Raw genomic sequence first — 15,349 nt, 5'->3', positions numbered from 1 at the left:
ATTCTTGTCATGGAGTTGCTAAAAACCATTATGCCTGTAATACTGCTCATACCGGATGGAAGGATTACATTGATGCACGAAGGCCTTGATACTGCAAGAAGTGAAGCCGCCGCCAGAGCGAAGATCTCCGGTGAATCTTTCTGCATTGTATCAGGAAAGAAGAGCGAGCATGTGGTTTACAGAGTCTATCCTCTGAAAGGCTTTGGACTCCCGCCTGGGGGTACACTTAAAGAAGTTGTAGAACCTGCAGTAAAAAGAAAGGAAATAGAACCTCAGGAGAAAACCAGTTCTAACGGATTCTGAATACGGAGGAGAGAAATGAATTCATTCCCGACTGATATTGAGATAGCGCGAAAAGTTACCCCGCGTCCTGTTATTGAAATTGCGGAGCAGCTGGGACTTTCAGAGGAAGATCTTGATCTCTACGGTCAGGACAAAGCGAAAGTTCATCTTGATACTCTGGAGAAGAAGCGGAAAGGATTCGGAAAGCTGGTTCTGGTATCCGCCATAACGCCCACCCCGGCAGGAGAGGGCAAGACCACAATAACAATAGGGCTTACGCAGGGGCTGGCAAGGCTGGGCGAATCGGTCAGCTGCGCCATACGTGAACCATCTCTCGGTCCGATATTCGGAATAAAAGGCGGTGCTGCGGGAGGAGGGTATTCACAAATCATACCGATGGAAGATATAAATCTTCATTTTACAGGAGACATTCACGCAATTGGTTCAGCCAACAATCTCCTTGCCGCAACGATAGACAACTACCTTCACAAGGGGAATCCATCCCGGCTGGACCCCAGAACCATCAGCTTCAAGCGGGTAGTCGACATGAACGACAGATCCCTGAGGGATGTGATCATCGGGCTTGGGGGCAGAACCCAGGGCGTTCCGCGGGAATCCGGGTTCGATATAACCGCTGCCAGTGAGATAATGGCTATCCTTTCACTTTCGAAGGATCTTGAAGATCTGAAAAGAAAAGTCGACAGAATCTTTATTGGTCTCACATATGACATGCAGGAGATTACAGCAAAGGAAATGAATATTTCGGGCGCAATAGCAATGCTTCTGAAAGATGCCATCAAACCGAATCTTGTTCAGACGCTGGAAGGCAATCCGGCGTTTGTGCATTGTGGACCATTTGCCAATATCGCACATGGCTGCAATTCAATACTCGCGACGCAGATGGCCGTTGCCTTCTCTGACTGGGCTATAACCGAGGCCGGATTCGGTTTTGATCTGGGTGCGGAGAAATTCTTCGATATAGCTTGTCCGTACGGTAACCTCTGTCCGAGCCTTGTTGTACTGGTCGTAACGTGCCGCGCCCTGAAAATGCACGGGGGTGTGAAGAAGAAGGATCTTAGAACGCCGAATCCGGATGCGGTTGCAGCCGGACTTCCCAACCTGGAGAAACACCTTGAGAATATTGACAAGTTCGGTCTTCCCACTGTGGTCTGCGTAAACAGATTCCAGGATGATACCGATGAAGAGCTGCAGGTGATTCTGGACCGCTGTTCTGAAATGGGTGAATCCGCCGCGATAGGAGACGGATTCGTAAACGGTGGTCAGGGAATGGAGGATATAGCTTCTCTCGTGATTGAGAATGTGAGAGACTGCAGTGAAACCTTTAAACCTCTTTATGACTGGAACCTGGGTGTTAAAGAGAAAATTGAAATAGTAGCGAAGGAAATATACGGAGCTGAACATATAGAATATACAAAACTTGCGAGAAAAGATCTGCGCACTATTAGAAAAAAAGGTTACGACAAACTTCCCGTATGCATCGCCAAAACACAGAAATCGCTTTCGGATAACCCGAAACTGCTTGGCAGACCGAAGGATTTCATTGTGACGGTGAGGGAAATAGAGATATCAGCTGGAGCTGGTTACCTTGTCCCTATAACCGGAGATATTATGCGAATGCCTGGATTGCCTGAAGAACCCGCTGCCACTCGAATGGATATTGATTCTGACGGCAATATCACCGGACTCTTCTGATTCTGCTGATGAAAAGACCGCTTTCCTCCATGCATCCGGTTATCGAAAGATGCTCGGTATTTCTGCGGAGATTCAAGCGCAGGATGAAATGGTATTTTGGAGGAGTTCCCTGCTCTCTGAATTTAAGTGAAGATATTCTTCCGGTATCAGTAATGAATCATCAGTCACTTCTTCTGAGGAAGCTGGAAGGCACCGATCAGACCCTCCAGAGGAATAAGGTAGACAGCCTGCGGAAAGCATGCAAATACATGAACGGAGTGCTGGTTCAGCCCGGTGAGACTTTTTCATTCTGGAAGCTTGTGGGGCACCCAACCGAAAGCAGAGGTTTTCCACGGGGGCTTCAGCTCTCCTTCGGTAAGCTTGTGTCCAGAACCGGAGGCGGTCTATGCCAGCTCTCCAACCTTCTGCACTGGATGATCCTTCATACACCGCTTACAGTCACCGAGCGGCACAGACACGATTTTGATCCATTTCCCGATTACAGAAGGACAGTTCCATTCGGAACAGGAGCCACGGTGTTCTACAATTATCTCGATTTCATGTTCAGAAACGATACTGAGTATGTGTTCCAGGTTAGAACGTGGCTTGATGATATGTACCTTCACGGTGAAATAAGAGCAGACAGGAAGTTGCCCTTCTGTAGGACAATCCAGGAGAGAAATCACCGATTTGTACGTGTCCGGGGAGAAGTCTACAGGGAAAATGAGCTGTGGCGGATAATCACAGATTCGGAAACCTCAATGGAAATCTCCGAAGAACTGCTTATCAGGAATCAATTGAAGGTTCAGTACGACACATCATCAGTTCCCGGAATTGAAGTTATCGAGTTATCCTGAGCGCAGTATAAAAAAGCGGGGCGGAATTAACCGCCCCGCCAGTTTCAAACAGGATATTCCTATCTGACTATGATCATTCTCGAAGCGGCTGTACCGGCAGTACCGGTCAATACTACTGTGTAACATCCGGACGGCAGCTGATTGCCGGAATTGTCTCTTCCGTCAAACGCTACAGAACCTGATCCCGCATTCAGTGTTCCACTGAGTACGGTTGCCACAGTTCTTCCGCTAAGGTCATATACTGTTATCTCAGCGTTACCGGCATAAGGCATGTCGAACGCTATGGAACAGTTCCCAGCCGATGGGTTGGGAGTGGGAGCGGAAAGAGAGGGAAGAAGAATATCTATTTCCGGTCCGTCTTCAATACCGTAGTATCCCGGTGAGAAAAGCAATGCGGGATCACCGAGAAGGTTATGCTCCTGAAGAACCCATTCTTCAAAGTTAATATGGGGTCCGGCTCTCAACTGGTCTTTGGCAAGTGAGTGCATGACTCCCAGTTCCTGCTGCACGTTTGTGAACAGCTGGTCTGAGATGCAGACTTCCAGAGTCTCGGAAACTCCCATATTTGGAGGAGATCCCCATCCGTTGTCAGAGTTGAACATGACAGCTATGGCGCCACCGGTAGACAGGTACATCAGTTTCTCAGCGATGCAACCAACGCTGATCTTACCGGCGAGGCATGTTATGGAGGAAAACACAGTCAGCATGTCAATGTTGGTAAGGTCGGTGTAGTTGTAATTGGTTATCATGTTGTCGGGGTTGTTGTACCAGTAGATCCCGTTTGTGTAGCCATGACCTGTCGGTTCGCAGAAGACAACTCCGGCATTAAGAAGATCAATCTGGTTCGTTGGATGTCCGGAACCGGTCTCATAAAGCTTATGAATAGTCCAGTCACCCGGGATTCTCTTGGCGATTGTATCGCACAGGATTTGTCCGCCATAAGGAGGCCAGAGCAGCGCGCCAATGAGAAGGGCAGTTTTATTCCAGTCTCCGGCTGTAGGTGTTTGTTCGTAGGCCAGAGTCCTGTTTATCATTGCCTCTATTCTGTAGTCGACTTCGGAGCTGAATCTTCCAACATAGATGTCGGAGTAGTAATCAAGACCATCGCTGTATTCACCGTACTGGTGGTCTCCGTCGTTGTCCCATGTACCATCGAGATCGGAGTAGTAGAGATCGGTTACTGAGTCAAGATGCTGACCCGAAAGAGTTAGATCTGAAATCCTTGTAGTAGGTCCGTAGTCACCAACGATAAGCACGTAGATAAGACCGTGATTCTCGAATCTGTCGATCAGGTAGTTCCTGATCTGTTCCTGGGTGTCATATCCGGTGTAGTTGGCATAGATCCAGTCAAGGGAAACATAATCGGCACAACCCGTTGTGATGTCTCTGTGAGCAACGAGAGGTTCAAGCATTGTTTCGTAAATGGGATCAGCTAATACAAGCCAGCTGGCGCCATCTGTTCCGGTGTTCAGGGAAGGAGCCCACTGGTCAAGCATCTCAGAGTTCAGAACGATGTTCCTGAGACCATTTCCAGCAATTGTTATCTGCTCATCTGTAAGTGAGAGCATTCTTACGGAAGCGTCTTCAATGTATGTAACCGTTATGGATGCTGATGTGATTACGTTGAGTTCTCTGCTGAGAGGTTTGTATTGGAAGGGTACAAAAGAGAAGCTTCCAACACGGAACCCGGTTTTGTTTCCGGTCTGCATGAACAGTGCCGCTTCCGAGGGAAACACATTGTCTGAACCGTAAACGATGGGATTGAAAATTCTGGGTCCCGGGGTCTCGTTCAGCCGACAGGTTCTAACAGGATCTATATCCCAGTTTCCTTCAATTGTCTGAATTTCATGAATCTCGACTGTTACATCAACAAGATCAGTACCCTGTGGAAGAACGAAGGAGTATGGAACAGCGGGAAGATTCGGGTATCCATCGTCAAATGTGGTGAAACCGTTTACTATCAGCGGGAAATCATAACCCTCGAATGTCGCCATTTCGACGTCATCAAGGGAGATATCGTAGCTGAAAGTCAATTCTCCTGCCGTCGCGAACATGCTAACGGCAAGAATAATAGATAGCACAACTTTCATATTATTCTCCTCTTATGGTAATTGGATTGTTCAGAAAAATCTCTGATAGATCATATTCCTACTAAAAGTATAATGTATTGTGACCCCCTTGAAAAGAGTAACGAATTTTGCCCTCTCAAAACCGTCTTTTGCAGATTTATATTTTAAGAAGCCTCATTTCATTTTCAACAAGTTCAGTGACCATTTCATCAAAGCTTATTTCCGCTTCCCAGCCAAGAATTCTCTTTGCCTTTGAAGAGTCACCCATAAGAACGTCCACCTCAGTTGGCCGGAAATGTCTTTCGTCAACCTTAACAAATTTCTCCCAGTCGAGTTCCAGGTTTCCAAAAGCCGTATCGAGCAGATTCCTGATGGAATATGTTTTTCCGGTAGCTATCACAAAGTCATCACCTTTTGGCTGCTGCAGCATAAGGTACATCGCTCGGACGTAATCCTTCGCGTGTCCCCAGTCCCTTTTCGCATCCAGGTTTCCCAGAGCAAGCCGGTCCTGAAGACCCATCTTAATCCGTGCAGCCGCGGTGGCAACCTTTCGCGTTACGAAGTTTCTGCCCCTTCTTGGAGATTCATGGTTGAATAGAATTCCACTTGACGCATGCAGTCCGTAACCCTGTCTGTAGTTTACGACCATCCAGTGACCGTAGAGTTTAGCAGCAGCATAGGGGCTTCTGGGATGGAATGGCGTCTCTTCGCTCTGGGGCGGAGGAGAAGATCCGAACATCTCGCTGGTGGAGGCCTGGTAGAATTTACATTCACCAACAAGACCAACCTCTCTTATAGCGTCAAGAATCCTTGCTACACCTATGCCGTTAACATCACCTGTGTACTCGGGCATGTCGAAAGATATGCGAACGTGACTTTGAGCTGCAAGATTGTAGATCTCATCGGGAACGATCTTTTCCAGTATTCGATTAATGGCGCTGGAGTCAGTCATATCACCGTAATGAAGGAAGAGTACATTCCTGTATACATCAGGATTCTGGATGAGATGCTCTATTCGTTCGCGGTTGAAACTGCTCGACCGTCTCACTATTCCATGGACTTCATATCCTTTATCAATAAGAAGCTCTGCAAGGTAGGAGCCATCCTGACCTGTAATCCCTGTTATCAATGCTTTTTTCATTTTCTCTCCATCATAATTTGTACAAACAACATCATTACAATACAACATCAAAAGGGGACACCCAACTCTATGGGTGTCCCCAAAAAACATGACGCTCTGCTGTGTGTCCCCCATAACCTGTTTGACATTTCTGCCCCGGTGTAATACTAATAAACACAATTAGCGAAAAGCTTAATCGAATGAATGGGGGCATACCTTTTGAAAAAATACACATTACAATGGATGACGATCACATTGACTCTGCTGCTTTGCGTCAGCACGGCGTTGGGACAGTACTCTGAAGGAGCCTTCAGTTTCAGCGGAAGCGTCAATCGTTTCGAGGATTTTTCGCAGGAGATCACACCTGATCTTGAATTTCAGCTTGATTATGAGACAGATGTGGTAGGATGGATTATCAGGATAATTAACCCTGATCAGCCGAATCACGATTACACTAAAGTTGTAACGCCCCCCTACAGAGGCACAAACGCTCTCTATATATACGAGTGGCATTTCCAGAGCGAGGATGGGACATGGCCGAACGATGGTTCGGTAAACGCTCCAGGAGCAGCAAGAAAATTCTGGTTCGTAACAGACGCGGAAAGCTTCGAAACAGGTTTCGAGGCATTATCGGCAATGCTCTGGCCTGAAAGCGATGAAGCGTATGAGAACGCTGTTGAAATTCATAACGGAATCAGCCGTGAATCAGGAATACTGCATATTACCGAGATCGAACTCGGAAGTGATGAAAATAGTGACGATGTATGGATTGAGCGTATGGAATTCGAAGTAGATCTGTTTTTGCCGCAGGAGTAAGAGGGGATTATGGCATCCGTTGAGCTTTTCAAAGAAATTTTCAGAGGAGTTGTTCTTGAAATCGAGGATATTTACCTTCTCGAACCCTTCCAGATAGCTTACCTGCCTGGATGGATACCCGAGCGGGAATTTGCGAGTGTGCTTGAACACCGACCGGAGATCGAAATCTTCCTTAGGAAAAAGTGTCCCGAGATTGAACCGTTTCTTGATAAGATCAGAAAAGAGTACGCCGCAGAATCGGATAAACCGGTTTTTTCCGAATCCGCTGATACTGTCTTGTGGACAATCGCGGACATCCTTGTCTACAGCAAATGTCCTGAGGTTTACGATTCTCTGGAATTTCATGAATGGGATTTCTCCGAAATAGCTTCAATCACTTCCCTGACAAACAGGATTGTTATTGATGCCGGTTCTGGTACGGGCAGGGTTGCCCTTGAGGCAGCGGAACAGGCAGAAATCGTATACGCGGTGGAACCGGTTCCAAGACTCAGGCAGTTCATCAGGCAAAAGGCTGCATTATCCGGAATATCAAATCTTTACGTTATGGACGGTTTTCTGGATAAACTCCCCTTCCCTGATTCCTTCGCGGATGTTCTGATAACATCGCATGCTCTGGGATGGAGGCTGGAGGATGAGCTGAAGGAATTTGAAAGAGTCGTGAAAGAAGGAGGATCGATAATTCACTGCCCCGGATCAGCGGTTAAAGATACAAGCGGAAATATTCACGATGTAATGATATCCTGCGAATGGGGTTACAGAGATTCCATCTATGATGAGGCGAACGGTAAAAAAAGGAAATACTGGAAACAACGCTCTGGTGCGTGTCCCCAGTTCAGGCTATAATCCGCAAATGGTCATGAGAAGAAGTATCAACTGGAGTGTGTTTGCGATCTTCGGTGTTATCATCGTTGGTTTCATAATAGCCGGATTCTTTGTGTCACCAAAGGCACAAACCGATGACGGTCATCCAATGAATATCTTCTTCTGGGGAATGGCGGGAATGTTCCTGCTGACAAACGGAGGCGTCCTTCTCTGGGTCGTTCTTTCCAATAGAAAAAGGGAAAGAATCGAGAAGACCTGGCTCGACGCTGAAGCTACCATACTCGAACTCAGCGAGACCGGAACCTACATAAATAATCAGCCCAGAATCGCTTTCAAACTTCATGTCAATTCACCTGTTCATCCCCCCTGCGACATTATTCACAAGCAGGTCATACCGCTTACAGCCCTCTCTCAATATCAAAAGGGAGCAACAATCAGGATCAAGGTAAGCCCGGAGGATCCTGAGGACATAATGCTTCTCTGATTGCGGACACCTGTAGTTATATTCAATCGATTTAAAGCGAGAAACGAAACAAATGTACAGGAGGAGCAATGTCGGAACAACATGTCTGTCCAGTCTGGGTGGGACATCTTTTATCAAGCCCGTTAAGGAAGCTGTTCGAGAACCCGTTCAAAATACTCTCGCCGTACATTAAAGAAGGTATGACTGTTATCGATGTAGGCTGCGCAATGGGTTTCTTCAGCCTTCCAATGGCTGAGATGGTCGGACCGAGCGGTAAAGTCATCTGTATTGATATGCAGGAGAAAATGGTCTCGAAGCTCTACAGCAAGGCTAAAAAGAAGAACTTAAATGACAGAATCGAAGTAAGAGTATGCAAGCAGGATCTTCTCAAAACTGATGATCTTGATGGTATGGCTGACTTCGTCCTGGCTTCGGCAGTTGTGCACGAAGTACCGAACAGCAGCTCTTTCTTCAAGCAGCTGTTCAGCACACTGAAAGAAGGAGGCGCTCTACTTGTGATCGAACCTTCACATCATGTATCGCCGGAGGATTTTTCGAATACTGTTGAAACGGCGAAGAAAGCCGGTTTCGCTCTGGTCAGCGAATTGAAAATGAGAAAAAGAATGGCGGCTCTTCTCAATAAGCCTGTTAGGCCGGGTCTCCACTGATCGAAGGAGCATGGCTCCGGAAGAATATTAAATCAATTATTCCGAGCAGTGTGAGAAATGCGTAAACTTCTTTCATGGATTCAGTTCCAGTGCCAACAGGCGGCCTCGGCAGAAGGAAGATGAATGCGGAAAGAGCAGCAGTAACAATAAGAATAATATGCGTGATTCCGGTTACCCGTTTCATCAGGAACATCACTGCCAGCGCTGAAGCACCGATGAACATCAGAAAAGCCGCGATTCCTGTTATAAGATTGGGCGTGTAATCAACCGCTGTATACTCCTCTCCCGAGGATTCAGCTTCCACAATCCACTCATCCTGGGCTTTAACGTACCTTCCATATTGAACAGTGTCAGCAAATCCGCTCAGCAGGGCTGTTACAATAGAGAAAAGAATGAATGCGTAGTATGAGTATCTGATAATTCCCTCTATGACAAATCGAAGAATTACCATTTACTTATTTCTCATCCAACCAGGTGCCGGTCTTCATTCACACACGGTCATAAGCCTGGAAACAGTTTTACCGCAGGCATCCAGACGCACCGCATATACACCCGGAGGAAGAGCAGCGCCGTTTTCATTTACCGCATCCCACTCCACCGAAGTAATTCCTGAAGCAAAGGAACTCTCAGCAACCCCGGAAACAAGCCTTCCGCAAAGGTCATAAACACCGATGTTAACTGAAGAGGCGGAAGGAAGAACCACGCGAAACGCGAAGCAGCCCACTCCCGGATTAGGTGAGACAGCAAGCCCTGGAAGATCCTCAACCCCGAATTCGTTCTCAGAAACACCCTGAGGGCTCCAGTTGACGATTATCCCGTAATCAGGCCCCGGTACTACGGCAATGGCAACGTCAGCAGCGTTACAGTAATCAAAATACACAGCGCCTCCTGCAAGATCTATCTGTTCCGAATCCCTGTGCAGCCGGCAGGGAGTTCCACTCCCGGCAGCGGTAAGAACCAGCCTGGAGCCATCATCCGTGTAATCAAGATCAAGAACGCTCCCGGAGCTGGTGTAGCTGTAAGTAGCGATGATCTGACCTGTTTCCGGATCAAAGGTTTGTACCACCTTGTCTATATAGAGTCCTATAGCGAACCGATCAGTAACGATGTCGTAAGCAACGCGGAGGGGTCCGTCCCCTGTATACCAGGTGCCCACCACATACGAAGAAGTGCCGTCAACATCTATGATTGAAATGGAGTTATGAAAATAGTTCGATACAACAGCCCGGGATCCGTCGGCGTTGAAGGCTATCTGAATCGGGAAGTCCCCGACAACAAGATCAGCCACAACCGTATTGGATGCGGTATCTATTACTTTTACCCTGTCATCAAAAGAAGCAGCTACAAGGCAGTAAGCACCGTCAGGGCTTACTTTGACATCGCTTGAAACTCCGCAGGCGGCATAGACCACACCGATAATACCACATGGTATTTCAGCGATCTCCTGGCTTGAAGCTCCGTCCAGCTCCACAACGGAAACTGTGTTCGAGGAGATATTGCCAACGTAGGCATAATTGCCATCAGGAGTCAGCGAAACAACCGAAGCCCTTGTTCCGGTTGGAACATCCGCTACTATTGTGTTCGTCTCAAGATCGACAATTTTTACTGAATTGGAGTTGAAACCGCAGATAACAGCCCACTTCGAATCCGGTGTGATGGCAGCGTCCTGTACCCTGTCTCCGATTTCCAGAACAGCGATGACCTCAAGGCTGGAAAGATCCACAATGCTGACATTGTCTGACATGGTATTCGAAAGAACAGCAACAGAACCATCAGGTGCTATTGCAGCCCTTCTGGTTCCGTCTCCCTCTATTTCAGAACCGCTTTGAACACCGCCTCTGTACGTAATCGAAGATCCGTTAAAACTGTATAGATACGCACCTTCATAGCCGTAAGGGTTGTAACTGGCGGTTTCATTGGCCACCGGAGAAACACACCCGAAGTACTGGCTGTTGCCCTGGGATTGTGCCACCATTGTCTCCGTAGCGAAATCGATGATGGAATATCTGTACTGCCCGCTTACCGCGAGGGTATGGTCATTTGAAACTCCGATCCAGAAGGCGGAGTACGTACTCGAGAAGGTTTTAAAATCCCCGGTGCTGAATCTCACAAGCGTACTGGTGTTGCCGCTGGTTGAGATGTAAGCCTTGGAACCATCCTGGTTTACTGCTATCTGTTTTGTCATGCCGGAGGTGTGCCCGGTAACTGCAACGGATGCTTCAATGGTATGTGAAGCTATATCTATCTTATAAAGCGTAACCGGATTCATAGTTGAGAGTGCTGTAATGTACGATCCGTCTCCTGAAAGGGCGACATTATCAATTTCAGGAATGACCACGGTATGATCTGCGTTACCCGTTGAAGTATTAAAGAAGTAAAGAGTGTTGACTCCATCGCCGACAGTCAGATGTGTACCGCCGGATACAGGTTCAAATCCCGAGTATTTAACGGAAAAACGATTGCTTTCACTCCCGAAGCCGTAACTGCAGAGCCATATAGGGAAATCACTTATTGTCAGTTCATGAGTCATGCCGGTCAGATCAATGACTTCGCAGACATTATCCACATCGCAGGCAACAAATGCGTGACCGCCATCCTCACTGATTCGGATAACCCATGGCTGAACCCCGGTCGAGAACGATCCGGCAACAGACCAGTCAGCCAGAGAGAGAATATCAATCCTGTCGGAAAAAGGAAACGCAACAACAGCGTAATCATCCGAACAGGCAATCGCTCCGGGATTACCGTTAACAGAAAAGGTTGTGTCAACAGACATTGAAGAACAGTCAATAACTGTGATATTCTCTGTCATGTAGTTACAGATAAGGATTTTCTGCCCATCATTGCTGAAGGTGATGTCCATGAGGTAGTCCCCCTCGGGAACCACTCCCGGATCAAGATTGGTAACCGTTTCAGCGAAACAGGCGCCCGGCACAGGAATTATCTGATCCGCGGTAATGCCACTGTGAACATCCAGCTGCACCAATTCATCAGCCGGAACACCATACTCGGAAGAACCGCATAGAAGAAGAAAGCAGAATATGACAGCTACAAAACTTATCATGATCGCACCAGCACGTAATCGGAGTACTTCTTTTTAAATATATTCACTGATGAGTCCTTTCCTGTCTCAACTCCTGCATACAGTATCAGATGCCAGTTTTCTGAAATCTTCTGTTTCTTCTCTGACCTGCTGAACAAATTCATTGTCTTCAATTGTTCCGATAGCGGCGTTCATCTCGGCTTCATTCCTGTATGTGGCCTGACGGAAGGGATTATCGAAATCCTTTTTCCTGGATATGTATACCTGATCTCTGATGAATTCCTGAATTTCAACAGCCTTGTCCAGCGCTCTTATCCATTGTTCCTCCGTGGGTTTATCAGTTCCAAGCAATTCGCAGAGTGTAGCAAAAGAATGCTTCTGCTTTTCAAATGGATAAGCTTCCTGAAGAGTATCATATCTGCGGTGGATTTCATCCCAGTTGTCCAGTTCGCCTGATCTGATATCCAGTCTTATCAGAGCAGCATCTTTCCCGGATACTATCTGTCCGCCAAGGTTAACCCACTCGCGTATGCGGTCACAGGTTAACACTTCGCACATTGCTGAGTAATCAGCGTTTTGATGCGTTTTCAGGTATTCCAGCAGGTTCCTGACTGCGTATAAATGGAGCATATCCCCATATGCATGGTAAGCCTTATACGTTTTGAGAATGACTATCTTTCTGTTCGATTTCTCCATCTTCTCGCCAAGGATCTCAAGAGCGTCAACTGTTGCGGAAGATCCGGTAAGAATCTCACGTCCGAAGGTAGCGAGTTCTTCATCGCTCTTATTGTCTCCCGTATCTATCATGCAGCGCAAACCTGCTCTGGCTGTCCATATTTCAAGCAACCTGCGTGCATTGAACATCTCCTCCGCGGTATCCGGCGCAAGATAATCGAATTCGATGTTCTGGATTTTTCTCCTGCGGCCATCGCGAATCTGAAATTTTCCGGAATTCCTCGCAAGGGCATACATATTGTACAACCACCAGAATGCCGGCATGACCTCCAGCTGGTTCATGGCCGTATTGTTGCCGATCAGTGAGAATGGCAGCGGGATATCAAGTTCGGCAGGATAATCAGCTTTTGACAGCAGCACATAAGAAGCAAAACGGCAGGAATGTTTAACGCTCGTGCATAATCCAGGCCAGAATCCCCGGCCTGCCTGTATCTCATTATCGTTCGCTCTGCTGTTGTGATTGGAGCCTATCGTAGCGCCAGCGGCCATATTGCTCTGTCCCATTACAAGAGAGGCGATAAGAAAGGAATTGTTGTGATGCTGTTCGTGTGCCGGAAAAATAAGATTGTTGAGTACTTCACAGCAGGAAACAGTTGAATTGTCTCCCAGGAACGAGTGAATGAGTCTGGCGCCGTACTTCAGGTTTGAGTTATCGCCAAGGATGAACCGTATGGCCATGCACCCGTAGAAAACGTGACATCCAGAACCGATAATTCCATTCACCAATACAACACCTTCTCCGATCATCGTTGGTTCTGATTCCGAAGAGTTGATGGTCAGATTTTTAAGCTTGTTAATGCCTTTGATGTAGCAGTGCGGACCTATACGGACATCCTTGAGAACGAGTGAGTTCCGGATTACGCACTGGTCTCCGACTGTTCCGTAGAAACCACGGCGCGAGTCAAAGCTGTTCTGCGTGATATCCTTCAATTTATCCATCAACACAGTATCGTCCCGGTATTTTGCCCAGAGATAGGCATCCGCGGTAATTATACCGTTAAAAGGCAGTATTCTTCGGCTGCCGGATTCATTTATCAGATTAAGCCATACGCGGACATCTTCAGGTTCACCTTCCTTGATGATCCCATTACCGAATTTTGAATGATTGGTCGTGTGCATCTCATTGATATTGAACAGAACGCAGCTATTTCCGATTATGAAATGCGACAGATACCGGACATCATGAATTGCCGTATCATCTCCTATGTCACAGGAGATTATCACACTGTTCGTAATACCTGCCCGAACCCGCAGATCATGATGCTCGAGAACTATGTTCCGTATATTTCCGATTCGGACAAGTCCGCAGAACTCAGTGTTCCTGACCAGATCTGTATCGAACTGATCTGTAACTGTTATCTCATTCCAGTCACTGCAGGTGTTGCCATTCTGCAGGAGTTTCTCGATTTCATGAGATCGCAGATGCCGCCATCGTCCTTCCTGCGCTGAATTCTGAATATTGCGAAGGTAATATTCATCTTTCCCCGGGGGAATAAACTCGTCGGGGATAAAGCCTTTTCCAATACTGTCTGATGGAAGGATTGAGACTGTACTCATGCTATACGCTCCTTTTATCCGGATGTTAGTAATCAGGTTTATATACCGGATTTTACCGCTGTGGGAAATAACCGATTCACAGTCCAGAGAACCAACCCCGCGAGTTTCCACGGAGACTTTCGAAAACAACTGGTTTATATTATGTAGTAATGTTATCAAACATTTTCATATCATCTGAATGAAATCAATTCAATGAAGGGACACTCCGACATGAAAAAGGTACTCGGTCTGTTCATGCTGGTTTTCGCTGCACAGAATCTTTCCGCCGACCCTTTCGTTTACACACTTGATAATGGCCTGACAGTAGTACTCGAGGAGATGCATTACTCTCCAACAGTAGCGGTCATAACAAGGTACAATGTCGGCGCCCGGTACGAAACGGATGAGATAACGGGAATCAGCCATTTTGTTGAGCACATGATGTTCAACGGCACACAGGATATATCGGGTCTCAGATTCTGGCAGACATCACAGAAGAACGGCGGTCAGGCAAACGGTTTCACAGGTAAAGATTTTACGACATACTACCTCTATTATCCCGCCTCCGCCCTCGAGGAAGCTCTGCTGATAGAAAGCGATAGAATGCGGAACTGTCTCATGGATTCCGCTGGAATAGCGCAGGAGATCGGTGTGGTGATGGATGAATGGCGTCTTTCGCAGGATTCACCTGACAGGATTCTTAATTACGAGGCGAATTCCGTCTTCTATGGTGAACATCCATACAGAAGAACCGTTCTTGGAACGAGCGAAGCCATTGCTTCCTATGACAGGCAGAAAGTTACCGATTACTACAACACCTGGTACCAGCCCGCAAACGCTACACTGACAATAGTCGGGGATTTCGACAAAGATGCTGTAATGGCTCTTGTGGAGGATTACTTCGGAGGAATCCCTTTCGCTGATGTCCCTTCTCTCGATCTGGATGAAAGAGAAACCTTTGAAGGTCCTTTCCATCTGGAGATCGATTTTCCGGCTGAAACCGACAGAGTGCTGTTCTACTTCGACGGCTGCAGTGTAGATGACCCGGATCTTCCCGCGCTCAGTCTGCTTGCGTACTACCTGGGCCGCGGCAGGATTTCCTGGTTCGAAAGAAACCTTGTAACGCCGGGTATCGCGACAATGGCATGGGCTTCCGCCCCCTACGGAATGAACACCTCCCCATTCACCATCTCGGCAGTTCCGGCGGAAGGAGTCCCTCTGGACAGCCTGATAGCTGTTATAGAGG

General features: G+C 47.3%; 13 protein-coding genes. 8 read left to right on the top strand and 5 right to left on the bottom strand.

The window, feature by feature from the left end:
* The 3 genes from K8R76_05550 to K8R76_05540 form a co-directional block, all read left to right on the top strand.
* On the top strand, positions 1–303 hold a 303-nt coding region (locus K8R76_05550; protein MCD4847635.1), incomplete at its 5' end, for a hypothetical protein.
* A gap of 15 nt (positions 304–318) precedes the next feature.
* Positions 319–1,995, top strand: coding sequence for a formate--tetrahydrofolate ligase (locus K8R76_05545; protein ID MCD4847634.1), 1,677 nt, complete (start codon positions 319–321; stop codon positions 1,993–1,995).
* An 8-nt stretch (positions 1,996–2,003) separates the two neighbouring features.
* Entirely contained in the window at positions 2,004–2,831 is an 828-nt protein-coding gene (locus K8R76_05540) for a VanW family protein (GenBank protein ID MCD4847633.1), read from the top strand.
* 59 nt (positions 2,832–2,890) lie between these two features.
* Here K8R76_05540 and K8R76_05535 read toward each other — a convergent pair whose 3' ends face one another.
* Together K8R76_05535 and gmd are read right to left on the bottom strand one after the other, a co-directional pair.
* Positions 2,891–4,921, bottom strand: a complete 2,031-nt coding sequence (locus K8R76_05535; protein ID MCD4847632.1) for a T9SS type A sorting domain-containing protein — start codon at positions 4,919–4,921, stop codon at positions 2,891–2,893.
* Positions 4,922–5,057: 136 nt separating this feature from the next.
* Positions 5,058–6,041, bottom strand: coding sequence for a GDP-mannose 4,6-dehydratase (gene gmd / locus K8R76_05530; GenBank protein MCD4847631.1), 984 nt, complete (start codon positions 6,039–6,041; stop codon positions 5,058–5,060).
* A gap of 198 nt (positions 6,042–6,239) precedes the next feature.
* Between gmd and K8R76_05525 the strand changes: the two genes are divergently transcribed.
* The 4 genes from K8R76_05525 to K8R76_05510 all read left to right on the top strand — a co-directional run bounded on the left by K8R76_05525 (position 6,240) and on the right by K8R76_05510 (position 8,789).
* Positions 6,240–6,836, top strand: coding sequence for a hypothetical protein (locus K8R76_05525; protein ID MCD4847630.1), 597 nt, complete (start codon positions 6,240–6,242; stop codon positions 6,834–6,836).
* A gap of 9 nt (positions 6,837–6,845) precedes the next feature.
* Entirely contained in the window at positions 6,846–7,679 is an 834-nt protein-coding gene (locus K8R76_05520; GenBank protein ID MCD4847629.1) for a class I SAM-dependent methyltransferase, read from the top strand.
* A gap of 13 nt (positions 7,680–7,692) precedes the next feature.
* Positions 7,693–8,142, top strand: coding sequence for a hypothetical protein (locus K8R76_05515; protein ID MCD4847628.1), 450 nt, complete (start codon positions 7,693–7,695; stop codon positions 8,140–8,142).
* A gap of 68 nt (positions 8,143–8,210) precedes the next feature.
* The gene (locus tag K8R76_05510) at positions 8,211–8,789 is read left to right on the top strand and encodes a class I SAM-dependent methyltransferase (GenBank protein MCD4847627.1); all 579 of its coding nucleotides are present in this window, start codon (positions 8,211–8,213) and stop codon (positions 8,787–8,789) included.
* Here the strand turns inward: K8R76_05510 and K8R76_05505 are convergent.
* The 3 genes from K8R76_05505 to K8R76_05495 form a co-directional block, all read right to left on the bottom strand.
* The gene (locus K8R76_05505) at positions 8,770–9,240 is read right to left on the bottom strand and encodes a hypothetical protein (protein MCD4847626.1); all 471 of its coding nucleotides are present in this window, start codon (positions 9,238–9,240) and stop codon (positions 8,770–8,772) included. The genes K8R76_05510 and K8R76_05505 overlap by 20 nt on opposite strands.
* A gap of 33 nt (positions 9,241–9,273) precedes the next feature.
* The gene (locus K8R76_05500; protein ID MCD4847625.1) at positions 9,274–11,853 is read right to left on the bottom strand and encodes a beta-propeller fold lactonase family protein; all 2,580 of its coding nucleotides are present in this window, start codon (positions 11,851–11,853) and stop codon (positions 9,274–9,276) included.
* Between the two features lie 66 nt (positions 11,854–11,919).
* Positions 11,920–14,124: a DUF4954 family protein gene (locus K8R76_05495; GenBank protein MCD4847624.1), complete on the bottom strand. Its 2,205-nt coding sequence runs from the start codon at positions 14,122–14,124 to the stop codon at positions 11,920–11,922.
* A gap of 210 nt (positions 14,125–14,334) precedes the next feature.
* Here K8R76_05495 and K8R76_05490 point away from each other — a divergent pair.
* Positions 14,335–15,349, top strand: a 1,015-nt coding sequence (locus tag K8R76_05490; GenBank protein MCD4847623.1) for an insulinase family protein, incomplete at its 3' end; no start/stop codon positions are given.

Source organism: Candidatus Aegiribacteria sp., assembly GCA_021108435.1.
Lineage (GTDB): Bacteria > Fermentibacterota > Fermentibacteria > Fermentibacterales > JCC-6 > Aegiribacteria.
The sequence above is the reverse complement of the archived record's forward strand: the minus strand, read 5'-3'. Positions and strand labels throughout refer to the sequence as shown.

Excerpts from the sequence above, each read along its gene's own strand:
- K8R76_05545 (MCD4847634.1), top strand. The coding sequence starts at position 319 with ATGAATTCATTCCCGACTGATATTGAGATAGCGCGAAAAGTTACCCCG.
- K8R76_05540 (MCD4847633.1), top strand. The coding sequence starts at position 2,004 with ATGAAAAGACCGCTTTCCTCCATGCATCCGGTTATCGAAAGATGCTCG.
- K8R76_05535 (MCD4847632.1), bottom strand. The coding sequence starts at position 4,921 with ATGAAAGTTGTGCTATCTATTATTCTTGCCGTTAGCATGTTCGCGACG.
- gmd (MCD4847631.1), bottom strand. The coding sequence starts at position 6,041 with ATGAAAAAAGCATTGATAACAGGGATTACAGGTCAGGATGGCTCCTAC.
- K8R76_05520 (MCD4847629.1), top strand. The coding sequence starts at position 6,846 with ATGGCATCCGTTGAGCTTTTCAAAGAAATTTTCAGAGGAGTTGTTCTT.
- K8R76_05515 (MCD4847628.1), top strand. The coding sequence starts at position 7,693 with ATGAGAAGAAGTATCAACTGGAGTGTGTTTGCGATCTTCGGTGTTATC.
- K8R76_05510 (MCD4847627.1), top strand. The coding sequence starts at position 8,211 with ATGTCGGAACAACATGTCTGTCCAGTCTGGGTGGGACATCTTTTATCA.
- K8R76_05505 (MCD4847626.1), bottom strand. The coding sequence starts at position 9,240 with ATGGTAATTCTTCGATTTGTCATAGAGGGAATTATCAGATACTCATAC.
- K8R76_05500 (MCD4847625.1), bottom strand. The coding sequence starts at position 11,853 with ATGATAAGTTTTGTAGCTGTCATATTCTGCTTTCTTCTTCTATGCGGT.
- K8R76_05495 (MCD4847624.1), bottom strand. The coding sequence starts at position 14,124 with ATGAGTACAGTCTCAATCCTTCCATCAGACAGTATTGGAAAAGGCTTT.